22 protein-coding genes are annotated in these 26,011 nt (G+C 44.8%); 10 read left to right on the top strand and 12 right to left on the bottom strand.

Annotated elements, in window-relative coordinates:
- Positions 1–146: 146 nt before the first annotated feature.
- Positions 147–719 (top strand): aldolase/citrate lyase/malate synthase family protein, encoded by a 573-nt coding sequence (locus LZU85_RS03125; RefSeq protein ID WP_176297187.1) that lies wholly within the window; start codon positions 147–149, stop codon positions 717–719.
- A gap of 134 nt (positions 720–853) precedes the next feature.
- Here the strand turns inward: LZU85_RS03125 and LZU85_RS03130 are convergent, their stop codons facing one another.
- Both LZU85_RS03130 and LZU85_RS03135 read right to left on the bottom strand, forming a co-directional pair.
- Positions 854–1,690 carry an arginase family protein gene (locus LZU85_RS03130; protein WP_237286340.1) on the bottom strand — a complete coding sequence of 279 codons (837 nt, stop codon included), beginning with the start codon at positions 1,688–1,690 and terminating at the stop codon, positions 854–856.
- Between the two features lie 6 nt (positions 1,691–1,696).
- Positions 1,697–2,416 carry an IclR family transcriptional regulator gene (locus LZU85_RS03135; protein ID WP_176297189.1) on the bottom strand — a complete coding sequence of 240 codons (720 nt, stop codon included), beginning with the start codon at positions 2,414–2,416 and terminating at the stop codon, positions 1,697–1,699.
- Positions 2,417–2,852: 436 nt separating this feature from the next.
- On the opposite strand from LZU85_RS03135, the gene LZU85_RS03140 reads away from it, so the two are divergent.
- Positions 2,853–3,530, top strand: a complete 678-nt coding sequence (locus LZU85_RS03140) for a MaoC family dehydratase (protein WP_176297190.1) — start codon at positions 2,853–2,855, stop codon at positions 3,528–3,530.
- A gap of 120 nt (positions 3,531–3,650) precedes the next feature.
- On the opposite strand, the gene LZU85_RS03145 is transcribed toward LZU85_RS03140, so the two are convergent.
- Entirely contained in the window at positions 3,651–4,475 is an 825-nt protein-coding gene (locus LZU85_RS03145) for a phosphate ABC transporter substrate-binding protein (RefSeq protein WP_237286341.1), read from the bottom strand.
- A gap of 204 nt (positions 4,476–4,679) precedes the next feature.
- Between LZU85_RS03145 and LZU85_RS03150 the strand changes: the two genes are divergently transcribed.
- A complete protein-coding gene (locus tag LZU85_RS03150; RefSeq protein ID WP_237286342.1) occupies positions 4,680–5,030 on the top strand; it encodes a DUF3024 domain-containing protein in 351 nt (116 codons plus the stop codon).
- Between the two features lie 52 nt (positions 5,031–5,082).
- Here the strand turns inward: LZU85_RS03150 and LZU85_RS03155 are convergent, their stop codons facing one another.
- Positions 5,083–5,889, bottom strand: a complete 807-nt coding sequence (locus tag LZU85_RS03155) for a helix-turn-helix domain-containing protein (protein WP_237286343.1) — start codon at positions 5,887–5,889, stop codon at positions 5,083–5,085.
- A gap of 257 nt (positions 5,890–6,146) precedes the next feature.
- Positions 6,147–8,141 (bottom strand): exoribonuclease II, encoded by a 1,995-nt coding sequence (gene rnb / locus LZU85_RS03160; protein WP_237286344.1) that lies wholly within the window; start codon positions 8,139–8,141, stop codon positions 6,147–6,149.
- A gap of 376 nt (positions 8,142–8,517) precedes the next feature.
- Between rnb and LZU85_RS03165 the strand changes: the two genes are divergently transcribed.
- Positions 8,518–10,449, top strand: a complete 1,932-nt coding sequence (locus LZU85_RS03165) for a DEAD/DEAH box helicase (RefSeq protein ID WP_237286345.1) — start codon at positions 8,518–8,520, stop codon at positions 10,447–10,449.
- A 96-nt stretch (positions 10,450–10,545) separates the two neighbouring features.
- On the opposite strand, the gene LZU85_RS03170 is transcribed toward LZU85_RS03165, so the two are convergent.
- Positions 10,546–12,522, bottom strand: coding sequence for an acetoacetate--CoA ligase (locus tag LZU85_RS03170; RefSeq protein WP_237286346.1), 1,977 nt, complete (start codon positions 12,520–12,522; stop codon positions 10,546–10,548).
- Between the two features lie 226 nt (positions 12,523–12,748).
- On the opposite strand from LZU85_RS03170, the gene phhA reads away from it, so the two are divergent.
- Positions 12,749–13,540 carry a phenylalanine 4-monooxygenase gene (gene phhA, locus LZU85_RS03175; RefSeq protein WP_237286347.1) on the top strand — a complete coding sequence of 264 codons (792 nt, stop codon included), beginning with the start codon at positions 12,749–12,751 and terminating at the stop codon, positions 13,538–13,540.
- The gene (locus tag LZU85_RS03180; RefSeq protein WP_237286348.1) at positions 13,533–13,865 is read left to right on the top strand and encodes a 4a-hydroxytetrahydrobiopterin dehydratase; all 333 of its coding nucleotides are present in this window, start codon (positions 13,533–13,535) and stop codon (positions 13,863–13,865) included. Before phhA ends, LZU85_RS03180 begins: the two co-directional genes overlap by 8 nt.
- A 103-nt stretch (positions 13,866–13,968) precedes the next feature.
- Here LZU85_RS03180 and LZU85_RS03185 read toward each other — a convergent pair whose 3' ends face one another.
- Positions 13,969–15,360, bottom strand: a complete 1,392-nt coding sequence (locus LZU85_RS03185) for a putative bifunctional diguanylate cyclase/phosphodiesterase (protein WP_237286349.1) — start codon at positions 15,358–15,360, stop codon at positions 13,969–13,971.
- Positions 15,361–15,814: 454 nt separating this feature from the next.
- Here LZU85_RS03185 and LZU85_RS03190 point away from each other — a divergent pair, with 454 nt between their 5' ends.
- Positions 15,815–16,165 carry a HopJ type III effector protein gene (locus LZU85_RS03190; protein WP_237286350.1) on the top strand — a complete coding sequence of 117 codons (351 nt, stop codon included), beginning with the start codon at positions 15,815–15,817 and terminating at the stop codon, positions 16,163–16,165.
- 10 nt (positions 16,166–16,175) lie between these two features.
- On the opposite strand, the gene LZU85_RS03195 is transcribed toward LZU85_RS03190, so the two are convergent.
- Positions 16,176–16,484: a cysteine-rich CWC family protein gene (locus tag LZU85_RS03195; RefSeq protein ID WP_237286351.1), complete on the bottom strand. Its 309-nt coding sequence runs from the start codon at positions 16,482–16,484 to the stop codon at positions 16,176–16,178.
- A 72-nt stretch (positions 16,485–16,556) separates the two neighbouring features.
- On the opposite strand from LZU85_RS03195, the gene LZU85_RS03200 reads away from it, so the two are divergent.
- On the top strand, positions 16,557–16,772 hold the full coding sequence (locus tag LZU85_RS03200) for a DUF3820 family protein (RefSeq protein ID WP_237286352.1): 216 nt from the start codon (positions 16,557–16,559) through the stop codon (positions 16,770–16,772).
- Between the two features lie 83 nt (positions 16,773–16,855).
- Here the strand turns inward: LZU85_RS03200 and LZU85_RS03205 are convergent, their stop codons facing one another.
- Positions 16,856–17,038: a hypothetical protein gene (locus LZU85_RS03205; protein WP_237286353.1), complete on the bottom strand. Its 183-nt coding sequence runs from the start codon at positions 17,036–17,038 to the stop codon at positions 16,856–16,858.
- Positions 17,039–17,064: 26 nt separating this feature from the next.
- Positions 17,065–19,419, bottom strand: a complete 2,355-nt coding sequence (locus LZU85_RS03210; protein ID WP_237286354.1) for a fatty acid cis/trans isomerase — start codon at positions 19,417–19,419, stop codon at positions 17,065–17,067.
- Between the two features lie 595 nt (positions 19,420–20,014).
- Here LZU85_RS03210 and LZU85_RS03215 point away from each other — a divergent pair.
- Both LZU85_RS03215 and LZU85_RS03220 read left to right on the top strand, forming a co-directional pair.
- A complete protein-coding gene (locus LZU85_RS03215) occupies positions 20,015–21,112 on the top strand; it encodes a PEGA domain-containing protein (protein WP_237286355.1) in 1,098 nt (365 codons plus the stop codon).
- Positions 21,113–21,190: 78 nt separating this feature from the next.
- A complete protein-coding gene (locus LZU85_RS03220; RefSeq protein WP_237286356.1) occupies positions 21,191–23,002 on the top strand; it encodes an SUMF1/EgtB/PvdO family nonheme iron enzyme in 1,812 nt (603 codons plus the stop codon).
- Between the two features lie 281 nt (positions 23,003–23,283).
- On the opposite strand, the gene fruA is transcribed toward LZU85_RS03220, so the two are convergent.
- On the bottom strand, positions 23,284–25,011 hold the full coding sequence (gene fruA / locus LZU85_RS03225; protein ID WP_237286357.1) for a PTS fructose transporter subunit IIBC: 1,728 nt from the start codon (positions 25,009–25,011) through the stop codon (positions 23,284–23,286).
- Between the two features lie 19 nt (positions 25,012–25,030).
- Positions 25,031–26,008, bottom strand: a complete 978-nt coding sequence (gene pfkB / locus LZU85_RS03230; RefSeq protein ID WP_206624970.1) for a 1-phosphofructokinase — start codon at positions 26,006–26,008, stop codon at positions 25,031–25,033.
- Between the last annotated feature and the right edge of the window lie 3 nt (positions 26,009–26,011).

A 26,011-nucleotide genomic window follows, 5' to 3' on the forward strand; every position in this document is an offset into this window, starting at 1 on the left:
ATTGTAGTAAAAAATTCGCTAGTCTACATACTAAGAGAGCAAGGAAAAGAACCTTCAACTTCACAAATTTGTTTGCAACGAAAACGTAAGTTTGAAGTATGTGCTCTAAAACAAAATTGTTGTGTGTTATCCAAGAGGACAAGACGATGAATATGCTGACATTCGATAAAAATGAAAACCAACAACAACGCCCATTTATCGCTGAAGCCGTATTTGCCGTCGAAGCGGTAAATTCTAATCAGCAAGATGAAAAACAACAAAAAGCGAAACAGCTTCTCGACAGAATGTTTCCGCTAGAATCTGGCTCGCATCAAGACGTCACCAGCTACGTGATCGATTATCGTCACCTGATGGCATATTTTGCAGATGGTTCTCACAGTGGCCTTCAAGCACCCAAACATTTTGTCGCTTTCACAGGTGAGAAAGAAGATCCTTGCTCTATCTTGCTCCGCGATGAATCAGGCAGCCACATTGAAGTGATGCTGGGTTGCCACAAAGGCACAGGAAGTGTGGAACTTGTTGATATCGATGATATTCAATTGGAAACGCGCACGACCTTTAGCCCTGAATTAACTGGCGATGCACCAACGGCAATGCGTCATTGGATCAGTCTAGTGAAAGGCGATGTGAATGGTAAGCCAATGGCAAGCAGTGAAGATAAAGAGTACACCGCGAAAAGTGGTGATGATTATGTACTTCGTTACTGCTATAGCATTTAGTGCTGCTTCTATTGGTTAATGTTGACGTGAAAATACATTCAACTTATACGAATGAGACTATTGAGTAGGTCATTAAGCAACATAATAAGCCACAGGTATTCCTGTGGCTTAGAGCAAAGCAATCTAATGCCGTTTTATGGCAATTGTTCTAAAAATGGAGATAAACCAATTAATTCATCAATGATCTCTTTGGTTTGTCGGGAATAGATGATCTTATCTGTAGAGCCAACAAGTTGGATCGAACATATTTTTTTAGATACAACGATTTGACGTAGTACTCTTAAAACGATTTGACTGTCTATCAGTTTATGTGTTTCTAAACCATTTCCTGGAACCAAAGAAGCAAGGTCAACATTGATGACAATTTGATCGCAGTGTTGAATAAATCCGCTTAACTGAGCTTTAAGTTGGTTTCGACTTAAAAATCCACATTCATCCCAGACAACCCAATCACAGCCAAGATCTTCGGCGTAATCTAACGTTTGTGTACTCACTTGCTCAGTATCGATGCCAATACAAAATAGTTTTGCCTGTGGGTAACGGGACAAGAGAAAGTGGAAAGCACTGCCTACTTGAAGATCAAGAGTTTGTTTAAGCTCAAAGCTATGTCCGATGTGAACAACGCCAACGCTAGTGTTGTCTTGCGCCAACGCTGGTAGGCTATTCAGCAACATTTCATGCCCGTTGGCGAACACGGTTGGAATCAGGCCGAGTGCCAAAGAGTGGCTCAAAGCTCGTTGGAATGCACTATTCGTGTAGCCATCTAACACAAAATGGTTGGCTTCAGTAAGCGGTGCTGCAGACTGCTGCTGGTACAACCAGTCTGAAGCATTGGATAAAATTTGCTGCGCAGTTTCAAACTCTAGCACTGACATCGGTTTTACGTATTGGCAAACCGACATAAAGTAAAACATAGGTGCTTGATATGCGTTGGCAGGAGCCAAACGGTGGCGTTTGAATAAGCTTAGCATTATTGATTACCTTTCAGGTGGAAGCGCTCTTGCTGCCTGCAAAACGTGTAAAATGATGCGTTGTTTGTCTGTTTCTACTCGATGTGCCGGAGCCATAACAGAAACTGCGCCAATCAACTTACTTCCTTTCATGACCGGCGCGCTAATTCCAGAAACGCCTGGGTCAATTTCCGATGTGCTGATTGCGTAACCGTTGGTACGTATATTTGCCAGTTCGTCTTGCCAAGTTGCTAGCCGGTGGTCTTGACCAAAATAGCGTAAAATTCGTTCACAACGCTCTGGTGGCATAAAAGCCAGCATAACTTTGGATGAGGCGCCACGCAGTAGAGGTTGACTTTGACCCTGGACGTAGCTACAGCGTAGCGCCTGCATACTTTCTTTTTGACGAACGCACAATGCTCTATACCCAACGGGAACCATATATGCAGCGAGCTCACCCGTCTGATGTTGTAAACGGGCTAGGATCGCTTCTACCGATTCCAGATTGTGTTGCGAATTTTGGTAACTATGCATCAGTAGAAGCGCTGCTGGTCCAACGATGAAGGTTTTTTCGTGAGCACTTTCTTCAATTAAGTTCCACTCTTTCAAAAGCTTGAGGTGGCGATACAAGCTGCTGAGCGGAACAGCAAGCTGTTCACTTAAGGTTTTGGCAGAAACGGGCTCGTCGTTTACCGCTACCTGCATCAGCAGTTGTAAGGTTTTCTCATTGACTTGATTGGCATTCATCTAACTTTTTCCAAATATTTTTATCCCGAACGGTCCTATAGCACAAATATAATTCTTATCATCTGGGAAATGAAGTCAAAAAAAATACTATTTTTCTCACCAAATAAGAAATTGCGCATGATACAAGACCATGGGAGAGAAAATGGTCGTGCAACCAAATGGGTTTCTAATATTTGTGTATCTTATGAAACGCATATCTTAGTTGAAGTCGTGCTTTTTTGTATCACTCTGGTTGTTGGAAAATTACGTTCCACTAGAGTTTTAACTCTAGGTGTAGTAATGCAATAAAATAGTGTTTTATTGTTATTTTGTTGTTTTTAATAAAAAAATGCACTTTGAGATAACAGTTGTTCGCCCGAAAGTATTTGCAAGGTAATGTGAAGTGATTCAAAATTCACTGGTATATCCAGTAGAGATAATATGAACCAAGGTTTTTATGAAAGTCACGAATCTATTTAAAGACAAAGTCGACGCATTTTCTGCGCATCATGCTGAGTTGATTAATTGGATGTCTCCAACTTTACGTGAGTATTGGAGTGACTTTTTAGGAAAGGCGCAAGGAAGTTTTCTTTTCTCGAAAGTAAAAGATCATCACCAACCAGCGGTGAATGAAGAAGTTACGCCCATCGAGCCTATTGTATTGCAGCCAGAAGCGGCACTTGTTTACCAAGAGCTAAGCGAAAAGATTGGTGAAGTGATTCATGTAGGGAGTTGGCTGCATATCGATCAAGAGCGTATCAACCAATTTGGTATGGTAACAGAAGATATGCAATGGATTCACACTGATCCAGAGCGTGCGGCAAAAGAATCACCATTTAAAACAACCGTTGCACATGGATTTTTGACGTTGGCGTTATTGCCCAAGTTGACAGACTCCGTTAATCCAGAAAATAGCCTTTTCCCAAGCGCAAAAATGGTGGTGAACATTGGCTTGAATCAAGTTCGTTTTCCTTACCCTGTGAAAGCGGGGAATAACGTAAGAGCTTCAAGCAAGCTAATCAAAGTGACTCCGATAAAAAAAGGGCTGGAAGTAGAGCGTGAAATTAAGGTTGAGATTGAAGGGGTGAGGCGACCAGCAGCTGTCGTTGTTTCCGTTATCCAGTTGCATTTTTAGTGCAAAAATCTTCACGATGTTAGAAGTGCGCTTTGAGCGCACTTCTCATTTTTAATGTTCGAAATTAAAGCAACACGGTATTCTTCAAGACTATAGCTACTTCAAATTGCTGCGCTTCCATTATTTTTTTGCTGTTACCGAAATGTAACCAAAGCTCTCGATGATCTTTTGACCTTGTGTAGATTTGACAAAGTTGACAAATGCTTTTGACTCTTCACCGACGTTACCAATTTTGTAGAAGATCAGAAAAGGTCGAGAAAACAAGTACGAGTGGTTGTGAATGTTTTCGGCGATGGGAATTACACCATCGACACTAATGGCTTTGACCGAACCATCAACTGAGCCCATAGAAACAAACCCGATTGCGTGTTGATTGTGATTGATGATGGTTTTGACCATGCTGTTACTGTTAACGACGAGGTTACTCGGATTAATGTCAGAGACTAAGCGGTCGTTGATGATGCGAGTTAAGCCTAGTAAGCTCTCGAAACTGTATCGCGTACCTGACGAGCTCTCGCGAGTCACCACGGCAATGGGTTTGTCTTCACCACCGACTTGTTTCCAGTTGGTGATATTGCCCTTGTATATATTGTATAACTGTTCTTGCGATAAGTTGCTCGTATTGTTTGCTCTATTTACGACGACCGCTAATCCATCGTAGGCAATCAGTTCGACATTAAGGTCTTCCCCTTTTTCGCTTTCAGTCAAGTAGCGAGAGCTCATCCCTAACTCAACCACACCTCGGTTCACCATGGTAATACCAGCAGTTGAACCAATGCCTTGGACCGCGATAAAAGTGTTGCTATGGGATTTGTTGTATTCCTCGGCGAGCACGTCCATTACTCTTGCGACGGATGTTGAACCAGAAATGTTGACTTCTTTTGCGTAGCTCAATGGAACAAAAGAACAAAATAAGAAAAGGGCGGGTACCACAAAGCGAAACATAACGTACTCCAAAATAGGGTTATTTAAGAGAAGAATGATATTTCGTTGAGGTTACAGTTTTGTGAAGGGCAAAGCATATTATCGACCCGCTGACGATTACACTTTGTGTACTAAAATAGATGGACAGGATGTGCGAGTTTTTACCCCAGCGATGACAGTGGTGTCTTCGTGTGCATTTTAAAAAACTAAGCGAAAGGATCGACCATGTCAGTGACTCAAATTGCTATCAGTCGTCTGAACAAAGGTGCCAAAGAACTTTGTACAAAACGAAACGTTAATATGCCTGTAGAGTTGGGAAAATGCCTATATCAACCAGTAGAAATGGGTGTCGTTTTCTACAAAGCTGCCTTTCTTCTTGACTCTCAATATAGTGACTACACGAGCCCTGTTGCCAAAATAGTTTTTGATGAAAAGCACGCTAAGTGGCTTTTTTTTAGGGCGAAGTATCAAGAAGGGACATACACTTGGGAGCCATATTATCCTTTACTTAGCACAGATAATTTGCAGGCCGTTTTGTCTGAAGTAGAGCACGATCCTCTCGCCTGCTTCTGGTAGTGCACAATATCTATACTTATGCACTCCAATTTGTCCATCCTGCGGTTTTTAATTAGCGTCTTTGCTGAACTTTTGCTCTGAATTCTTTTGGTGTCATCTGCTGAACCGCTTTAAAGGCAGTACTAAAGTGTGCAGCGCTCTTAAATCCGGACTCATAGGCTATTGTTGTAATGGATTTACTCGTTACTCGCAATTGTGTGGCTGCGTGTGAGATGCGCTTAATTTTTAACAATTGCGAGAAGGACATATCTTCTGCTGCAAGACGACGTTTAAGCGTTGCGGTCGACATACCCATATGATTTGCAAGAGAGTCTAAGGAGATTTCTTCATCAAGGTTGGCCTCAATGAACTGGATGATTTTCTGTGTTTCACTAAATTGTGTCGCTCGGATAATCATGGTTAACAACTCTGGCTGTTGCTCAACCATCATTGCCATGAGAGCCAGTGCTAAGTGCTCCTGTGCATGAGGATTCTGCTTGCGTTCAACTTCGTCAATCAACATATCTCGCAACTGATCAATGCGCTTATGCTGTTGGCTGAACTTGAAAAAAGTATCGGATAACTGAGACGAGCTCTTTGCTAATGGATAAATGTTACGAAACTTCTGCAGCAGTGTGATGTTGAAGATCAACGCGAGTGCAGAAAAACCTTTCTCTCCCGTTTTTGCTTCCGCTTCTTTCAATTGACCTGAATTGTATAGTGCAAACTCACCCTGCTCCAGGACGCTTGATACGCCGGATTCTTGCGTGACGGTGAGACTGCCTTGTTCGACATAAAATAGACCGTTTTTTGTGACCGGATAACGCTCCTGCTTTCTAGGAGCAAAATGGTTAAATCTGATAATTTCTATTGTTGGCATAAGGTAGCTTATCACTGTTTAAATATAATTATATTTGATTACCCTAGACATGGTGTTTCAGGTCTGCTGAAAATGTGCGAATAAAACATCTCCACGAAAGAAAAGGTACACGACAACAATTTATTTCTCTCGATTGATACGCGTCCAACAGTGAGTTGTCTGGGGTTGGGACTGATCTTACCGTGCTACCATTCGACAATGACTTTTGCGAACTGGTGGTGTAAAAAAAGCGTTCATTTGAACGCTTTTTTAAGATGTTAATTCTGAGTTTCTTCTACCGCGGGTAATTCAGCGAATACTTGGGTAGGTTTCGCAACCAGGCTTCTGTTCTCCTGGTTAACGTCAGCTAACACGACTTCAAGAACGTCTCCCAGTTTGTATACCACTTCTTTATCGATAGAAACAGTACCTAGGTCACCATTGCACTCAATTCTTTCTTTATTATCAATAATAAGAGAACCAGGGATGAATGCCGCAGCACCATTCTCAAGTAAGCGGATGCGCATACCAGCACGGTTAATATCGAAGATTTCACCGGTAAACAGCGTTTGATTTGCTGGAGCGTCTGCTAGAGTACGTGCATACAACCAGTCTGCAACATTACGTTCTGCAATCTTGTGATGCTTGCGGTGTAGAGCAAGCTCTTCGCCGACACTATCATCCGGTTTTTGCACAGGCTCTTTGTTTAGAACTAGAGCCTTAAGCATACGATGGTTGATCATATCGCCATATTTGCGAATCGGAGAAGTCCAAGTTGCGTAGATATCAAGGCCCATCGCATAGTGTGGCAAAGGCTGGTTGCTCACTTCACTGTAGGTTTGGAATTTGCGAATGCGGTTATCAAGATAAGTCGTTTCTTGTTTGCTTAACCAACGGCGTAGTGCAGCAAAACCTTCACGAGTGGCAATCGACTCAGCCGTGAACTCCAACGTACCTTCTGGGTTAACCAGCTCCACAACATCGGCAATCTTCTCTGGTTTGAAGCCTGCATGGCAGTTAAATACGCCTGTGCCGAAATGGGCTTGCAGCGTTTTACCCGCGCAAATGTTGGCTGTGATCATCGACTCTTCAACCAAGCGGTTCGCACTGCGGCGCGTGTCTGCGTGAATCGCAACGACATCGTTATCTTCACTCAGCTCAAAACGGTAATCAGGACGATCTGGGAACACGACAGCATTCTTCTCTCGCCATTCAGCGCGAGCTTGTGAGAATTCATACAGGTCACGCACGATGGCAGCAATTTCTTCGCTTGGCTGCCATTTTTCACAGCTGCCGGTTTCGAGCCAGTCGGAGACATTGTCATACGCCAAACGGGCGTGCGACTTGATGTTTGCCGCAAAGAACTGGATATCATCGCCAATCACGCCGTCTTTACTGACGGTCACTGTGCAGCAAAGGGCAGGGCGGATTTCACCTTCGATTAGCGAACACAGTTCATCAGCAAGGTCACGAGGCAACATCGGGATATTGCGTCCTGGAAGATAAATGGTAAAGCCACGCTCACGTGCAACCTTGTCCATGTCATCATCTGGTGTGATGTAAGCGGTTGGATCGGCAATGGCAATCGTCAATTCAAAATCGCCAGCGTCGTTTTTCTTCGCGTAAAGCGCATCGTCCATGTCTTTTGTTGACTCACCGTCGATGGTCACAAAAGGGATATGTGTCATGTCGATACGTTCAAGATCCGCATCGTCTTTAATTTGCCAATCGTCGATACCTGCAGGCTCAGAGTTAGGCAGATCGTTTTCCGCTAGCGTTACCCACCAAGGTGCGATCTTGTCATCGGCATCGGTAATTTTTTCGCTGATTTCCACGAAGAAACCGTTGTCATCTTTTAGTGGGTGACGGATCAAATGGCCGACAACCCAGTCGCCTTCAGCAAATTCTTGAGGGTTAAGACCTTTCTTCGTTTTGGCTTTGAGAGACATCTTCTTCAGTTGCGGATGATCAGGAACAACATTCAATTTTCCTTTGAACATTTTCACACGACCGATGAAGCGATTTAGCATCTGCTCGATAAGCTCTTGTGGCTCGGCAACTTCGCGTTCGTTTTCGGTGCGGATAATGGCGATCACCTTATCACCGTGCATACATTTCTTCATGTAGGCTGGTGGAATAAAGAAACTTGTCTTGCTATCGACTTCGAGAAAGCCAAAACCTTTTTCGGTTGCTTTAATCGTGCCTTCTTTCTTTGGCAGATTTTCCTGAATTTGTTGCTTAAGCTGGGCTAAAAGTGGGTTATCTTGAAACATCTTTACTAAACTTATGTTTGAAATTGGGCACACTATAATCATTGCGCCGCGTTATTGCTACCAAAACCCGGTTTAATCCCCCAGTCTCGATAAAAATTGTGTAAATAATATTCGTCTTGAAGCCTTGTTTTTCGGGGCTGAGCGAGTAGCAAGCGTATGTGAAGAGAATTCAAAGAAATAATTGTGATGAAATTCAATTTTTTCTGGCTTTTTTTATGCTTTTAGGGAATAATCCGCCTCCCTTAAGTCGTCCCCAATGGCTTGTAGCGTTTTAGTACTGTGTTGCTTTGAATTAAAAAGCAGCATCTGAATGGACCAGTATCGAATGAGAAGAGCTTGTGGGACCCATTTTTACAATTAATACAGTAGGATCCCAATGCAAGATTCTGTAATTCAATTCAGCGATTTAGAGCTGAATGATGCTATCCTTTCCGCTCTTGATGGTATGGGCTTTGTTTCGCCAACACCAATTCAAGCAGCTGCGATTCCTCATCTATTACAAGGTGTGGATGCGCTAGGTAAAGCACAAACGGGTACGGGCAAAACGGCAGCATTCTCTCTGCCTCTTCTCAACAAACTTGATCTCGCACAGCGTAAACCTCAAGCAATCGTACTGGCTCCAACTCGTGAGCTAGCGATCCAGGTTGCGGCTGAGATGAAAAACCTTGGTCAAAACATCCGTGGTTTGAAAGTGTTAGAAATCTACGGTGGTGCATCTATCGTTGATCAAATGCGTGCTCTTAAGAATGGCGCTCACGTTATCGTGGGTACTCCGGGCCGTGTTCAAGACCTTATCAACCGCGAGCGCCTAGACTTAGGTGAAGTGCATACTTTCGTTCTTGATGAAGCAGACGAAATGCTAAACATGGGTTTCGTTGACGATGTGACGGAAATCATGGAGCACGCTCCATCATCTGCACAACGCGTATTGTTCTCTGCAACTATGCCTCCAATGCTGAAAAACATTGTTGAGCGCTTCTTGCGTGATCCAATCACTGTCGACGTTGCAGGTAAAAATCACACTGTAGATAAAGTTGCACAGCAGTTCTGGGTTGTTAAAGGCGTAGAAAAAGATGAAGCAATGTCTCGTCTTCTTGAAACAGAAGAGACAGATGCGTCAATCGTATTCGTACGTACTCGCCAAGACACTGAGCGCCTAGCGGATTGGCTATGTGCACGCGGTTTCAAAGCAGCGGCACTACACGGTGATATTCCTCAGTCTCTACGTGAGCGCACGGTTGATCACATCAAACAAGGTGTTATCGATATTCTTGTTGCGACAGACGTTGTTGCTCGTGGTCTAGACGTGCCACGTATCACTCACGTGTTTAACTACGACATCCCATTCGATGTTGAGTCATACATCCACCGTATCGGTCGTACTGGCCGTGCAGGACGTAAAGGTAAAGCGATCCTTCTTGTTCGCACAAACCAAATTCGCATGCTTCGTACTATCGAGCGTGTGACTAAGTCTTCGATGGAAGAGATCCAACTGCCACTTCGTGACCAAGTAGCAGTAGCGCGTCTAGATAAACTTGCCGCTGAACTTCAAGCTGACATCGAGCACAAAGCTCTGGACAAGTTTGCTGAACTTATTGAGAAACTTGAAGAGCGTCTAGAGATCGATTCAAGCGTTTTAGCAGCGATTCTATTGAAGCGTCAGCAAGGCAAACGTCCACTGTTTTACGTTGGTGAAGACCCAATGGTCGAAGCGATCGAACGTGATAAACAGAATCGTCGTGAGCGCCGTGACAGTCGTGATAGCCGTGACAACGGTGGTCGTCGTGAAAACTTTGCTGCAAACCAAGACTGGGATACTTACCAGCTTCAAGTTGGTCGTGAACAAGGTGTGCAGGTTAAAGACATCGTTGGTGCATTGGCGAATGAGCTTGGTTTAGGTAAAGGCTCAATCGGTGCTATCAAACTGGCTCAAGAGCATACGTTTGTTCAGCTACCAAAAGCGATGAGCACACAAGCTGCAAGCAAACTTCGTAAACTGCGTATTCGCCAGAAAGAAGTAGGTGCTGTTGTTTGTGACTTCAACGACTTCAATGAAAACCGTGGTCGCCGTGAAGGTGGTTTCCGCGAAGGCGGTCGTCGTGAAGGCGGCTACCGTGGTAATCGTGAAGGCGGTCGCGAAGGTGGACGTGAAGGTGGCTACCGTGGTAACCGTGAAGGTGGTCGCGAAGGTGGTTTCCGTGGTAACCGTGATGGCGAGCGTCGTTTTGACCGCAACCGTGGTGGTGATCACCGTGGCAACCATCGTGGTGAACGTGGTCACGGTCGCCCACGTCGCAACGAAGATTAATTTAGTTGAGTCGGGCGGTAGCGTTCTATCGCCCAACTGAGAGCGTCAAAAAAGCCGAGCATTTCTATGCTCGGCTTTTTAATTAGCAAATAACAGTTACGCTATATCGCTTATAATGTCTTTAATTTCTTGTAGGACATCCACGTTCGCAATAGCACCCGAATTTATCACCTCTTCTCCGTTTACGATTTGTTTAACGGCCAGTTCGACTAGCTTGCCTGATCGAGTTTTCGGAATATCGGATAGACAGAATATCTGTGACGGTACATGCCGAGGTGAACATTGTGTGCGCAAAACACTACGAATATGCTGAATGACTGCATCATTAAGAGTGAAACCCCCAGCCATTTTAACAAACAACCAGATTTCTTCGTTTCTTTCTTTCATTCGTCCAACGGCTATCGACTCTTCTATACTAGGTATGGCGTTAACTTGTTGATAGATTTCGGCAGTTCCAATTCTAACCCCTCCAGGATTGAGTGTTGTGTCGCTGCGACCAAAAAAGATCAAGCCTCCATGTCCTGTCATGATGACATCATCACCATGATGCCAAACATTAGGGAACTTAGACCAATAAGCCTGATGGTACCGCTGACCGTCATCGTGCCAAAAGCCAATGGGGTAGTTGGGTAACGAGTTCGTACAGACTAACTCGCCACGAGCTTCAACGACTGGCTTGCCTTGTGGCGTATAAACCGCTATTGATGCACCCAGAGCAGCGTATTGGATTTCGCCTCGATACACTGGGGAAATCGGATTTCCTAATACAAAACAGCCACAAATGTCAGTACCACCCGAAATGGATGCTAAATGTAAATCAGCCTTAATACTTGAGTAAACGAAGTCAAATTGCTCGGGATAAAGAGTGGAACCAGTTGAACAAAGCGTCTTTAAAGTACTGAGATCATGAAACATGGAAGGTTCATAGTGCGCGTGCTGCAGTGCTTCTAGATATTTTGCAGAGGTGCCAAAAAGGGAAACTTCACACTCATCAACCATATCCCATAATCTCGAGTGACTGGGGTAGACAGGGCTTCCATCATAGATCACTAGCGTAGCCCCACTAGCCAGGGCAGAAACATGCCAGTTCCACATCATCCAGCCACAAGTGGTGTAATAGAAGATCCGGTCATCAGGCTGAATATCGCAGTGCAATTGATGTTCTTTTAGATGGTTGAGAATTGTACCGCCGACGCTGTGAATAATACACTTGGGCTTACCTGTCGTCCCCGAGGAGTAGAGGATAAACAAAGGTGAATTAAACGACACGCGTTCGTAGGCAATTCCCTTTGGATCATAATTTTCCAGAATCGCAGACCAGATGGAATAGCCGTTGTTGTGCTCTGCTTCGGGCGTTTCTAGATATTGGATTTCACAAACATTGACGAGTTCAGGCAACTTCTCGACGATATGCTTATTTTTTTCCGTCATATCAAAGGTTTTTCCAGCGAAGGAATAGCCGTCACAGCAGAACAATATTTTAGGACTTACTTGTCCAAGGCGTTCAATCACACTCTCACTACCAAAGTCAGGAGAAGTTGATGTCCAAATCGCGCCTAGGCTCGTTGTGGCAAGCATTGCGATGACGGTTTCCGGTATGTAAGGTAGGTAACCAGCAACCACATCCCCTTTACCTATCCCATTTCTAACCAACCACTGCTGGATGACGGAAACTTGATCACTCAACTCTTGCCAGGTGAGCGTCGCTTCTTCGTTTCGTTCATTGTGAAACAAGATGGCGGGCTCAGAGGGTTTTTGATAAGCGGAGGAGAGAAGATTTTCAGCATAATTTAGCTCTGCTTGAGGAAACCAAATGTTGTCTCGATGAGAGACGTATTTACCCCACTTGGGTTTTCCTTCACCAATGATGCAATCACCTTGATAGCCGATGACATCACAGTATGCCCAGATTTCCATCCAGAACTTTTTGTTTTCAACCAGAGACCATTGATGAAGTTCAACGTAATTCTCGATAGCTTCGCCTTGCATATTGATGTGTTCAATAAACTTTTTGAGATTACTTTGAGCGATCCGCTCGGCGGAGGGTGTCCAGATTGGGTTTGAATTTGGCATTGTTATTCTCATTGTTAACCATTCATTAACAAGAATAAGTCTTAATCTATTTCGCTCAAAAGTCAAACGGCTAGAGGATGGCACATCATTGATATGTAAGGTTTACCGCTGTTGATGTAAATAATATGTTACACGAAGATCGGCATAAAAACTGATTGATCGGATTGGAAGAGGCCGCAGCAAAAGATAGGCTGTATGTAAATGGAATGTTAATTTTGAGGCTGTGATGAGTCACTACCAATCTCGATCTGTAGATAGTCAAGGACACGTAGCGTGGAGTGCTGAAGAAGACGCCATTTGGCATGATCTGGTTACAAGACAGCTTAGCGTGATTGAAAACAGAGCATGTCTAGCTTATCTCGATGGGTTAAAGTTATTGAAACTTCCTCAAGAACGGGTGCCGCAATTACCTGAAATTAATAAGGTATTACAGTCTACGACAGGCTGGCGTGTCGAACCCGTCCCGGCACTTATTAACTTCGACCGGTTTTTCACCTTACTTGCAAATAAGCAGTTTCCAGTGGCGACTTTCCTGCGTACCCGAGAAGAGTTTGACTACCTTCAAGAGCCCGATTTCTTTCATGAAATATTTGGTCATTGTGCGATGTTAACGAATCCTGATTTCGCCACGTTTACCGAAAAATATGGCAAGCTAGGCCTACGCGCTACGCCAAAGCAGAGGGCATATTTAGCCCGTCTTTACTGGTTTACAGTTGAATTTGGTTTAGTGAAAGAAAATGATGAACTGAAAATTTATGGCGGCGGGGTGCTGTCTTCTCCTGGTGAAACCCTATATGCACTTGACGATGAAAGGCCTTTGAGAAGCCAATTCGATCTACAAACAGTATTAAGAACACCTTATCGAATCGACATTATGCAGCCAATCTATTTTGTATTAGATGACATCAGTAACCTGTTTGAGTTGAGCCAGAAAGACCTTATACATGCAGTAGATAACGCAATGCTCGCAGGCTTGCTGCCCCCATTATTTAAACCAAAGGAAACCGTAGATGCTTGATGAACTAAAATGTGAAGCGTGCAGTATTGATGCAGTTGGGTTGAACCATTCGCAACAACAAGAGCTATTAGCTGAGCTAGAAGGTTGGCAGATAGTTCAGCGAAACAATATTCCTCAATTAGAGAAAGTCTATAAATTTAAAAACTTTATTCAGGCATGGCAATTTGGTAATCAAATAGCCGAGTTGGCGGAACAAGAATTTCACCACCCCTCGATTTTGTTGGAATGGGGCAAAGTCACGGTGACTTGGTGGAGCCACTCAATTAAAGGGTTACATAAGAATGACTTCATTTGCGCAGCAAAATGTGATCAAGTGATTCGTTAACGTATTTGCTTTGAGGGCTATAAATGTATCCCTCCCTCGCTGGCTTGATAGAGTAATCCCTTCTTTTACATCCAACCATAACGTGGAAACGATGTAACCTCTATCAAGCTATTTTTTTTAGAGAAGAGTCGATAAAAAATAGCTCTAACTCTTCAAGACTCATTGGCTTGGCTGTTAAAAAACCTTGGACATAGTCACAGTGGAAAGACTTCAAGGCATTTAATTGTTCCAATGTTTCCACACCCTCTGCCACAACAGAAATATCGATGGCATGAGCCATGTTGATAATCGCAAAGCAAATATGGGCTGAGCGGTGATGGATGTCTGCAACGTGACTCACAAAACTTCGATCCATCTTTACGACGTCGATTGGACAGTGATTGAGCATCGCCAAAGACGAATAACCAGTACCAAAGTCGTCTAGCGAGATTGTGATTCCCAATGATTTGATACTTTTAAGCACACTGATAGTGAGCTTGCTATCAGACAATAGGCTGGTTTCGGTTATTTCTACTCCAATCAATTTTGCCGGACATTGGTAGCGAGCCAGATGCGTATTCAGGCTGTGTAGGACTTGACCATTAATAAACTGCTTTGCAGAGACATTGATATTAAATTTTGGTAGCTCATCAATGGAATAGTGTTCATGCAGTTGTGATACCGTGTAGCAAGTCTTTTCTATCACCCAATCCCCAATTTTGTTTATCAACCCAGCCTCTTCTGCAATTGGTATAAAGTCTGCGGGAGAGATCCAGCCATTATCTGGATGATGCCAACGCAATAGGACTTCGACGCTCACCAACTCTTCTCCGTCATTGGAAAAAATTGGCTGAAACTTAAGGATCAGTTGCTCCCGTTCAATGGCGAAAGAGAGTTCCTGTTCAAAGGTAAATCGACGCGTGGCTTGAACAAACATATCGTTATCGAAAAAGACCACTTTACTGTCTTCCGATTTTTTTGCCCGGTACATGGCAGTGTCCGCTTCGCGAAGTATTTTGTCCAAGGTATATGAAGAATCTGAAACGGTGGCAATGCCAACGCTGACGCCGACCTGGCAGATTTTTTCTTCGATATTATAAGGTTCGCAGATAAGTTCTGCGTACCGTCTTGCAATTCTCGCTAAGGTTTCTTGGCTGTGCATTCCAGGAAGGCAAATAACAAACTCGTCACCACCAAATCGATAACAGGAATCTTGTTTTCGAGCATTTAGAAGTAGGCGATTTGCAACTTGCTTCAAAACGAGATCACCAATTAAATGGCCCATCGAATCATTGATTATTTTGAAACGATCCAGATCAATGAAAAGAACTGAAAACGCTTCATGGGGGTCTTGAGAGAGTTTTTCTAATTTCTTATTGATATACGAGTTGAGTGCGTGTCGGTTATACAAGCGGGTTAAATTATCCTCGACAGCTTGTTGCGCAAGGGTGCGATTCTTTTCTTTTGCCAGAGTTTTAGTCATTTGCGACCACTGCGAGTGACGTGCCAAAGCCACCGATATCGCGACCAAAGTGATGGTAATAAAGCAAAGAGCAAACGAGCCATAAACAAACAAGGGAGAGAAATAAAAAGACAAGCTCATTGTGTCAGTGAGTGTTCTTTGCGACTCATACCACCAGATTAGCGTTAGGCAAAAAAAAGCAGCAACCACACCGATAAGCCAAATCGAGGAGAACAGGAGCCGAAATGGGGAAACTTTCAAATCCGAAAAGCCTAATTAATAAAATTATAAACAGCGTGAATGTTAAGCTGAATACGGCTTAATGTAAATGATAGTTGTTCCTATTAATAAGCTTATAGAAATGAGTAGGTTAGAATGAAAATAAGTATTTTGTAACATTTCAGCCCATTGCTGAGATGTGTGATTGAAAAAACACGTTGATCAAACAAGTCAATACCGTTAGTTTTCGTAATCCTTATGGATTTCATTATGATAAAGAGGGATAAGAATGTCTTTAAATGAGTTACTTGAAAAATTAGTGCAATCGCCAAGTTGTATAGAGTTCCAAGAAGTCATTGCGGTGATCGATTCACATTATGAGTTCACACCTACCGCGTTTCGTAATGGAGAAAGTATCAACGAGGCGGGGCAGAACAATGGCTCATGCAAAATATTTGCGTTTGCTAAATTGAATCAACTTGACGAATCTTCAACTTTGGCTTGCTTTGGTCATTACTACCGTGATGATGTACTGTTGCATCCCGAAAACGATGATCACCAGAATATTCGAAACTTCATTCGTTTTGGGTGGCAAGGCATCGAATTTTCAAGCGATGCTCTAGTCGTAAAACCTCACTAACACAAGTGCTCTACGCGATCGGTGCTTTTTCTAAACATTGACGACAGAGACATTGAGCCATTTCAGAGGTCGTTCCTGTATCTCTACGTTCGACATCAAAACACCAACAATGCGACTTTCCTAGCAAGAGATCGCATTGTGCTGGTTGATCACACCTAGGGCACTGATGAGTACTACTGCGTCCCTTTATTTGTAACATCAGCTCTTCGCGTTGTTCGTCTGTATACGATTTCCAATGAGTAATTTCGTTCATCGTTCGATGGCAACCTTGACAGAGACCGTTACTATTTTTACAAGCGCCAACGCAGGGAGATTTCATTTCGGAGTTACCTTGGTGAGTCGAAGCGGCAATGTTAAGCTTGCTCGCCGATAAGTGAAAGGAGAAATGTGGGTGTTAGAGAAAGAAAACTTAATCAAGCTCGCCCGAGTTCAAATGCCATTTGGAAAATATGCGGGTCGAGTGTTGATCGATCTTCCAGAAGAGTACTTACTTTGGTTTGCTCGAAAAGACCAATTCCCTGCGGGGGAGCTTGGTGAATTGATGCAATTGGTTTTAGCGCTAAAAATCGAAGGTTTAGAGGGATTAGTAAAACCGCTCAAAATGTAAAGCATTGAGCGGTTTTACTAAAAGGCGACGCAACTGGCACGCTGTTATGTAGCGACAGTGAGTTGTCACAAAAGCGAGGGCGCTTAGTCTTCACTATCCCATTCAAATGATTTCGCTAACCCATTAGGGTCATCAAATGGGTGCTCAATGCGCCCTCTCAAGCGTTCCAGTTTGCCTTCTAACATGTTCACGGTGTCGTAATCGCCTTCAGAACATGCGACGTAAATTTGTTGCTCCAGAGCCTCGATTTTATCTTGGATACTCATGGGAACCTCCTTTACGTTAGTTTGTGCTACCTATTCTCAAAACGATTATAGTCAAGTAAACCAAATTCGATAGGTTGATCGGCACGATACCATTGATGGACTTTGTCACTGAATGCCCAAAACTCTGGTGAACTGCGGCGAACTGCGAATTTATCCAACAACTTAACGTAGTCTTGTTCCGATTGTATTAACTTTAAAGAATCAACAAACTCTTTGACCTGCTCTTCTTTTAAGGAGAAAAACGCTGCTGGGTAACTGCCCACAACGCCGCGCACAATCGTCAGATTATCATTGGCGGGATCGCGGTTTTTTTCTTCATTGAACAGGCTTGAGATATTAATGTGCGCGTTGTTATGAAGCAGGGTGTAGAGTTGTTCTTGACCATTTTCTGCCGTAATCATCAACATAGTGATTTGTGGTATCGGTAGTAGGTGTTCGCCTCGCTCACGATTGAGAGAATCCAGTAGTGCTTCATTTTCTTTACTCATTCCTGTGTCGACAATCTCATAACGTGGGTTAAGGATTGGATTTACTTGCTTGCGTAAGATGTCGAACAGTTCTGATTTAGGATCGTCAGTGCGGTAAACCACGCTGGTGGGCTGACTAAAGGGCACGACGTTTCGCTGTAAAAAATCACTGAGCTGACGGTTTTGCTGCTGATACCAGCTTGACTGCTCTTGATGACGCATATCAGCAGGGAGCAAAGCAATAAAGTTACTTTCCCCTTCTAAGCGTAGGAAATCCATAAACATACGCGTAATGAGCTGATGGCCGAAGTTGCCATAAACGTCAAACCCTGCGACCAGTAGATAGTGGATGCGCTCAAGCAGTGCGTAATCAAGTACCCATGCGGTTTTTGGCTTTTCGCCAACCAAACCTTGCACGACTGAAGCACTATCAAAGTGACGGAACACGGTTAAAGCTGCATTAGCGTTGGTACCGTTGCCATCCCAAATAATGTCCGTTGTTAAATGGGTTCCATTTTTAAACCAGCCATTAATAAATTCGGATTTGGCTTCTAAATAGCGTGCTTGCTGAGCTGCGTATTTAACCCAGTTAGTGACTGGCAAAGTGTTGCTTTCAAGCTCACCAGGAAGCCTAAGGTTCTCCGCTTGAGAATGATAGAACTCATTGACTTGCGGTATGTCAGCTTTGTCAGGATCAAGGAAGAACACCCAAAAACGATCATTGATGACGTTTAAGGCTAACTGGCCACGGCATACCGGTCCCTTAATATAGGCCATGATGGTGTTTTGTGCGTTGTCGAGCATGAACTTGAAGCGGGCTTGCACTGGCAGGTCAATGAAAGCCGTCATCGGATTCGCGGCCACTTCTGGAGCGTAGCTCGGTAGCGTATTCACCACGTAGTCAGCATCAATAAACCACGTTTTCCAGTCGCTAATACGCTGGTGGTTGAGAGCGAAAGGCATGTGGGTTTTGTCCACAATGGTGCCTTGTTCGGCAATGATTCGATAGTAAACGCGCTCGACACCGGGATCGTCATAGGGACGTCGAGTGACAATGCGTTTCACCGGAACACCAGGTGGTGTTGCAGAGCGGACGAGGGTAAAGAAACGCACATCTCCCTCTAACTCTGAAAAATAGAGGTGTGAAAGGAAAAGGTGCTCATAGATATAGCGCGCTGCGAGTTGGTTTTTTCGCGAGCTCTTGTTGAGCAACTGTTCATAGCGGTTGACCTCTGCTGCTTCAGCCTGCGTCAATGGAATGTGCTCATTCATCACTGCGCCATTTTCTAGCCAAGTGATTAGAGTTTGATGCTCTTTCGCGGATAGGTTTGGCATGCCAAACGGCATGCCCCAAGTTGGATTGGTACGTTCGTAATGATCAAATTCTTCAATGGTTGGGCAAGTTTGTTCGCGATCGATCGAAAAGTCGAAACCCTCGAGTTGAACTTGCTGAGGTAACGGATGACGCTCTTTCTGTTGCAGCAAACGAGCGATCAGGCCCGCATCAATATTCGCGACACCATTTTGATCTCGCTCATTAAGTACTGGGTGAAAGCCAGCATTACGCCATTCTTGGGTAGTTTGCGCATCTTCAAACAGTCGCGTGGGAGCTGAAGCTGTCAGTCGTGTCCCTTCATAAACGAGGCTCTTGCTTGCCCCACGATCAATACCTTCCACTGACGACAGTTTGAGTTGGCAAGGGGCATCGTAACAAGCGTGGCAAACCACGCAGCGATTTTCGATGATAGGCTTTACATCATGAAGGAAAAAATCGCTAGGTGCGGAGTTCACGCCTGCGACACGGTCGCGCACTTCGGCTTGTCCAAAAAGTTGGTCATAGTTGAGGCCTGCATAGGTGGCACAACCGGCAAAAAGCGTCACCACGCCAAGCATAAGAAATGTTTTAAGTTTCATTTGTTTGATTGTTTTAATGAGCGATGTGTTTAATTAAAGCAGAAGGATAGCGATTTCTAAAAGAAAAGACCATTAAACCGCTGAGATAGCGCACAAATCAACGTTTTTTGAACGAACAGTATGGTGATCTTGATGGATTTTATTAATTAGCTCATCAATACATGTTGTTGAATTGATATGTGAGTTTTTGGTGTTGTAGGCAATGATGGGGTTCGAATCATAATTTCTCCAAGAAGGCGTTTTGTTTCGAAATGAACCCCCATTTTGCTTGCAAAAGCGATTTTCATTATTCAATAGTTTTCTTAGTGTAACCACTTGTTTCTTGGTTGTTCTCAACGACGCAGCTGTAAAAAGGGTGAATTAATTACGTAATTAGCTCAAAAGTGTGATTTGGTTTGGACTTTGAAAACAATATTCTCAACAGGATTGATATACAATGATTTTTCAGGAGATCGTTTCTAACAATTAACAGAGATCTTGAGTTACCTCTTCACTTGTAGGCAGATGCCTTTTTTTGAAGAGAGATTGTTTAGATTAACGAGATGGCTATCTCGTTTTGCACGTACAGAATGTAACGTTATTTGAGCAGGGAACTATGAACATACGTCCAATCCCAGCGCTTTTGCTTGCGCTAAGTTTTCCATGGGCATCTTCTGTATTAGCGGAAGAAGTCAGTCAAGTTGATCCCGTTGTGGCTGTTGATGAAAAAATCGATACAAAGCAGCAGGAAATTAAAGCAGTAGAAGAGCAGTATGGCGAAGAGAGTAATCAGCTAAAAGGTTTGAAAAGTGATAACGCCCGCTTGCAAAGAGAAGCGGAGGAGTTAGAAGCCAAACGTAACCGTGCAAAATCGGCTCTCGATAAACAATACGCTCGTTTGCTAGAAGATCCTGATACAGATTTGGTTTCTTTCCAGAAGAAGTACCAAGAGTCGTGGGAAGCGTTGAAGCACAATCAAAACGAAAAGCTAAAGAGTGATCAAAGTATTGTTGAGAGCGAATCTCGTTTGTCACAAATTAAGCAGAAATTGGCCCGTTTAAACAGCGAGTACACCAATTTGCAAGAAGCGCATGTAGAAGCTCGAGTTAAGCGTTTAGTAGCAGAGTTGCGCGAAAGTTCTGTGTTGGAAACTCGTTACACCACAACCTGTTCGGCAACGATGACCATCGGGGAATGTATTAGTCAAGGTAAATATCTGACCAAGCAAAAAGCGGTAAACACTTTCAAAGATAAACTTTTAGCGAGCTTGACAGAGTCGACACTGGCAAAGCAGAACCTGCAGGGTGTACAACTGAACATTCATGTTCAAGAGAGCCAGACCATTGAAAGTGGTTTCTCCGGTGATGGCGCTTACTCAACCAGCATTCAGGCTCAATTGCAAGCGAAGCCAGAAGCGACGGCAGCTTGTAAACTCCTATCTGTTTCAACGCGTTATTGCTTATCTGCTAGCAGCAATAGTACAAAGCAAGAAAAGAAAGATTGGGTCACGGTGACCGTGCGTTCAGACCAATACAATGACTCAGTGACCATCAATGGCGTCAGCTACGGTAGTACACCGGTAGAGCTATTGTTACCAAAAGGTAAACACCGTTTTACCGTCTCTAAACCAGGGTATGAAACCTACAACCGAGAGATTTATGTCGGCACAACTGACACGGTTTGGGTAAAACTGGTTGAAGATAAGCAGGGGTAACCCTGCTTTTGCATTTTTGTTTAAACGCCAGTTTCGCTCGAACTGGTATTTCCCAAAGGTTTTAATGAAGTAATTATCATGCGTTTAGTTTTTTCTGCACTTACTCTCGCCATGCTTCCTGTTGTTGCTGGAGCTCCAGCCATCGCAGAAGAAGCGAATCCTGTGGTGGTGGTTGATGACGCTTTGTTTTCCCAGAACTCTTTACTGAGTGACGTGGAAAAAAAACGTTTTGCGAAAGAAAACCAACTGAGTAATCAAGTTGAACATCTTGAGCGATTAAAGCAGCAAGAAGTGGATTTGGCCGCTCGGCTCGACAAAGCCAAGCAACAGTTGGCTAAGGATTACCAACGTTTGACAGAAACTCCAGATTTTGACTTAACGCCAGCGCAGAGTGCTTATCAATCTGCATGGTCGAAAGTTAAGCAAAATCAATCTGAACAGCTGGAAGCGCGTCAAGCGCAAGAAACTTTGGATGCAGAACTGGCCGCGATTCTTGCCGAAGAAACCTTAGTACGCAGCAAAATTGAGCAATTGAAAGAAGACAGACAGCGCGCACGTATAGCGACGATACGGAATGAAATCAGTCGAACGGGTGATTTGACCGTTTCATTTACCAACACGTGTAAAACAGACATGACGCTTGAGCAGTGCTCGAAGCAAACCACTACGCTCGCCTTGCAAAAAGCGGTTCGTCAGTTCCAAAGTGAGCTAATTGAAAGTACCACAGAATCAAAACTGGCGAAGCAGAATCAATCTCAAGCAGCGCTTAATATCCACGTCATGAAGCATCAGTCATCAAAAGCGGCTTTCTCTGGTGAGAACCAATACACGCAAGTGCTGAATGTGTCACTTAATGCACGACCAGCAGAAAATGCCCCGTGTAAACTGCTCAATGTGGACTCCAAGTACTGTTTTGCACCTAGTCAGGTGGCGAGTAGTGAGAAAGTGCAAGAAACGGCTTGGCATACTCTCACTGTTCGTTCGAGTCAGTACGGTGATACTGTCAGTATTGATGGTGTTCGCTATGGTTCAACACCGGTAGAAATTATGCTGCCGGCGGGGAGCCATAAAATCACTATTGAGAAAGAGGGGTACAGCCGTTTTCAAACAGAGTTAATGGTGACGGGCGATCAAACGCTGCGCGCAAATCTTGTTGCGACACGTAATCAAGCTAAAACGGGCGAAACCTTTGCTGACAACCTTGGCAGCTTACCGACACCAGAAATGGCAGTGATCACCGAAGGAACATACATGGTTGGTGAACGTGCTGGTAAGCAAGTGCGTTTGAGCCGCGGTTTCTCTATCAGTACCACGCCCATCACTGTGGCGCAGTTCAGAGCGTTTGTCGATCAAACCAATTACCAAACCGATGCTGAACTGCAGAACATTTGTACTCGCATTGAACAAGCGGCTATTACGCCAGTGACGAATAAGTATTGGCGCGATCCTGGCTTTAGTCAGCAAGAAAACTCACCGGTCGTTTGTGTTAGCCAAAATGATGCCCAAGCTTACGTCAACTGGCTATCGGACAAAACCGGTTACCATTACCGCTTGCCGAGTGAAGATGAGTGGGAAATTGGTGCTCGTGCGGGAGCAGAAGGAAACTACTGGTGGGGCGAAAGCTTTGGTTCTGGTCAAGCAAATACCGGCTGGGGTGGAACGCCTTGGTCAAATAACAGTACTTCTCCGGTTAAATCTTTTAATGCCAATGCTTTTGGATTGTACGACGTGGTCGGTAACGTTTGGGAATGGACAGCCGATGCGAAAGGGCTACTGAAGGGGGGGGCTTGGAGCTTTTCTCCTGAAAAAGCCAAAGCGGAATCGGTGTTGTTTATTGCTCCTGACTCTGCAGCTAACTTTGCCGGATTTAGGGTAGTGCGAAAGTTATAACTCTTACCATCAAAAGCGTTATCAGCGCTTAGGTTAAAACTTATGCCAGTCAGTGAAATACCGACTGGCATTTTTGTTTTAGCATGCATCGTTGTGTCTGGTAGGCTGGCAGAACTATGTTAGCCAGCTGTTAATTATGAGTGGGTTTGGCTAACAGACGTGAGCACGTTTCTACCATTATTGATCGCGCATTATTGATCGCGGGCTTATCCCCCCTAAAAAGAAAAATCCGATATGAGCAAGTCCCATATCGGATTTTATCTATGTATCTAATGCTTAATTTAAGCCGTTGCTGCTTCTTTTGCTTCAGCACGATTTTTCAGGAAGGCATAACCAAAACCGGTTAATGCGGTACCTGCGGCGATGGCTACTAGGTACATCAACACAGGAGTAATCGCGTTTGGAATCAGCAGTACAAACAGGCCGCCGTGAGGTGCCATCAATTTTGCGCCAAACAGCATGGATAGGGCACCGGCTAATGCACCACCAGCCATACAAGCAGGGATGACACGCATTGGGTCTTTCGCTGCAAAAGGAATGGCACCTTCAGAGATAAAGCACAGACCAAGTACAAAAGAGGCTTTGCCTGCTTCACGCTCGCTTGGTTCAAACTTATCTCTCGCTAGGAAAGTCGCTAAGCCCATACCCAGTGCAGGTACCATGCCTGCCGCCATGATGGCTGCCATTGGTGCATAAGTTTGAGAAGCCAGTAGACCAACACCAAAGGTGTAAGCCGCTTTGTTTATAGGACCGCCAAGGTCGAAACACATCATCGCGCCAAGAATCACACCCAGCAGTACTGCGTTCGCTGAGCCCATGTTGTTGAGGAATTCTGTCATCGCGGACATGATGTTGGAAACCGGGCCACCTACGATGTAAATCATGGTGAGACCGGTGAACAAGCTTGCAATGAACGGGATGATCAAAATCGGTTTTAGCGCTTCCATTGATTGTGGCAGTTGCACTTTATCTGCAATGAATTTAGCTGAGTAACCAGCAATAAAGCCCGCCGCGATACCACCAAGGAAACCCGCGCCAGTTGAGCTTGCCAACATACCGCCAATGAGACCAGGAGCTAGACCTGGGCGATCAGCAATTGAAAACGCGATGAAGCCAGCAAGAACGGGAATCATCAGTGCGAAAGCGGAGCCTCCACCGATGGTCATGAGTGCCGAAGCCAATGTGCCTTCTTCTTTAAACGCTTCGATACCGAAAACGAAAGAGAGAGCGATGATCAAACCACCTGCCACGACCACAGGAAGCATGTGAGAGACGCCCGTCATCAGGTGCTTATAAACGCCTTTTTTTTCTTCAGAAGCGTTGCTGCTACCAGCCGAAGCAGTGTGTTGATAAACCGTTGCTTGAGCGAACGCTTTGTCCATCTCTTCGCCCGTTTTCTTTAATGCTGGGCCTGTCTTGGTGCGATACATCAGTTTACCGTTGAAGCGATCCAGTGGCACTTCGATATCTGCTGCAATGATCACCAGATCCGCGTCAGCAATTTCTTGCTCGGTAAGCTGGTTTTTCGCGCCCACAGAACCGCGCGTTTCCACTTTAATTTGGTGGCCACGACGTTTGCCTTCTTCCTCTAGAGCTTCTGCCGCCATAAAGGTGTGTGCAACGCCCGTCGGGCAAGCCGTGATGGCGACAATTTTCTTCGCCGCAGTTTGCACTGTGGGTTGAACGTCAGCGCTGGCTTGCAGCAGTTGCGCTTTCTCTACCGCGCTTTGTAAGAAGGCGTTGGCGTCGCTGGTGACCGCGCTGATCTCAGAGCGATACAGCTTTTTGCCAACGAAACGACTTTCATCGATAGGGGTATTGGTGGCAATCACAACCACATCCGCGTCCGCAATTTGCTGCGCAGAGAGTGGTGTAGTCGGCATGACGCTCGATTGGCATTCAATCGATGCATCCCAGTTGAGGCTTTTCGCTGCTTGTTCGAGTAATCCCGCAGCGATAATGCTGTTTGCTACGCCGCTAGGGCAGGCAGTAATAATCGCAATTTTCATAGTAGTAACCTTATGTCTCTTAGCTTGCGCTAGCAGAGTTCTGCACGTCGTCAAGCGATTGAACTTGCGTTCTTTGTTGTATGCTTTCCAGCTCTTGCTGGCTGGTTAATCCCACGCCAACCTGCGTGACCGCCATCGCGGACAGTGCAGTGGCAAATTTCAGTAAATCCATTTTTGGCATTTGTTGCATGTGGCCCCAGCATATGCCGGCCACTAAGGTGTCGCCTGCGCCAACGGTGCTCACGACCGACATTCTCGGTGGCATGGCGCGTAGCCATTGACCGTCATGAAGCCACATCACACCGTCCGCCCCCATAGAGACAACGATGTTGGCGATGCCTTTGTTGGCAAGGCTTTGTGCGGCATGCTGGCATTCGTCAGCGCTGTGCAGTGCTTTTCCCACGAACTCGCTGAGTTCTTCGTCATTGGGTTTAATTAGCCAAGGTGCGGCGTCGAGTCCCGCTTTTAGCGCGGCTCGGCTGCTGTCAAACAGCACTTTCTTGCCTGCATTTTGCAGTAACGCTATCCACTTTGCGCACTGCTCTGGCGTCACACCTTGAGGTAGGCTGCCGGCAAACACAAAGTAATCGTGATCCGTCATCAGGCGAGTTAAGCGCTGCTCAAACTCAACGATGTCTTGTTCGTTCACCGTGACGCCAGGGAAGTTGATGTCGTTGACTCGGCCATCGGCTTCGACCAATTTGACGTTGATGCGCGTTGCGCCTTCGACGCGCACAAACTGATCGCTTGCACCGATATCGGCAAACAGTTGGCTAAACATTTCAGGGTTATCTTTGCCAAGAAACCCCGTCACAGTGACTTGTGCACCGAGGTCGCTCAACACCTTCGCGACGTTTACCCCTTTGCCAGCCGCGTGTAAGCTGCTGTGATTCACAAGGCTGACAGAACCAATGTTTAACTGCTCTAGTGATCCTGTTAGATCCAGCGCGGGGTTCAGCGTAATAGTGACAACTTTGTTGGTCATTTGAGTGGTCATAGC

Origin of the sequence: Vibrio floridensis (assembly GCF_021852965.1) — a bacterium.
Lineage (GTDB): Bacteria > Pseudomonadota > Gammaproteobacteria > Enterobacterales > Vibrionaceae > Vibrio > Vibrio floridensis.

Coding starts and splice junctions, on each gene's coding strand:
- LZU85_RS03170 (WP_237286346.1), bottom strand. CDS start 12,522: ATGCCAAATTCAAACCCAATCTGGACACCCTCCGCCGAGCGGATCGCT.
- LZU85_RS03135 (WP_176297189.1), bottom strand. CDS start 2,416: ATGAATGCCAATCAAGTCAATGAGAAAACCTTACAACTGCTGATGCAG.
- rnb (WP_237286344.1), bottom strand. CDS start 8,141: ATGTTTCAAGATAACCCACTTTTAGCCCAGCTTAAGCAACAAATTCAG.
- LZU85_RS03195 (WP_237286351.1), bottom strand. CDS start 16,484: ATGAAATCTCCCTGCGTTGGCGCTTGTAAAAATAGTAACGGTCTCTGT.
- LZU85_RS03140 (WP_176297190.1), top strand. CDS start 2,853: ATGAAAGTCACGAATCTATTTAAAGACAAAGTCGACGCATTTTCTGCG.
- LZU85_RS03180 (WP_237286348.1), top strand. CDS start 13,533: ATGCTTGATGAACTAAAATGTGAAGCGTGCAGTATTGATGCAGTTGGG.
- LZU85_RS03215 (WP_237286355.1), top strand. CDS start 20,015: ATGAACATACGTCCAATCCCAGCGCTTTTGCTTGCGCTAAGTTTTCCA.
- LZU85_RS03165 (WP_237286345.1), top strand. CDS start 8,518: ATGCAAGATTCTGTAATTCAATTCAGCGATTTAGAGCTGAATGATGCT.
- LZU85_RS03210 (WP_237286354.1), bottom strand. CDS start 19,419: ATGAAACTTAAAACATTTCTTATGCTTGGCGTGGTGACGCTTTTTGCC.
- LZU85_RS03205 (WP_237286353.1), bottom strand. CDS start 17,038: ATGAGTATCCAAGATAAAATCGAGGCTCTGGAGCAACAAATTTACGTC.
- LZU85_RS03145 (WP_237286341.1), bottom strand. CDS start 4,475: ATGTTTCGCTTTGTGGTACCCGCCCTTTTCTTATTTTGTTCTTTTGTT.
- LZU85_RS03125 (WP_176297187.1), top strand. CDS start 147: ATGAATATGCTGACATTCGATAAAAATGAAAACCAACAACAACGCCCA.
- LZU85_RS03220 (WP_237286356.1), top strand. CDS start 21,191: ATGCGTTTAGTTTTTTCTGCACTTACTCTCGCCATGCTTCCTGTTGTT.
- phhA (WP_237286347.1), top strand. CDS start 12,749: ATGAGTCACTACCAATCTCGATCTGTAGATAGTCAAGGACACGTAGCG.
- pfkB (WP_206624970.1), bottom strand. CDS start 26,008: ATGACCACTCAAATGACCAACAAAGTTGTCACTATTACGCTGAACCCC.
- fruA (WP_237286357.1), bottom strand. CDS start 25,011: ATGAAAATTGCGATTATTACTGCCTGCCCTAGCGGCGTAGCAAACAGC.
- LZU85_RS03130 (WP_237286340.1), bottom strand. CDS start 1,690: ATGCTAAGCTTATTCAAACGCCACCGTTTGGCTCCTGCCAACGCATAT.
- LZU85_RS03190 (WP_237286350.1), top strand. CDS start 15,815: ATGTCTTTAAATGAGTTACTTGAAAAATTAGTGCAATCGCCAAGTTGT.
- LZU85_RS03150 (WP_237286342.1), top strand. CDS start 4,680: ATGTCAGTGACTCAAATTGCTATCAGTCGTCTGAACAAAGGTGCCAAA.
- LZU85_RS03155 (WP_237286343.1), bottom strand. CDS start 5,889: ATGCCAACAATAGAAATTATCAGATTTAACCATTTTGCTCCTAGAAAG.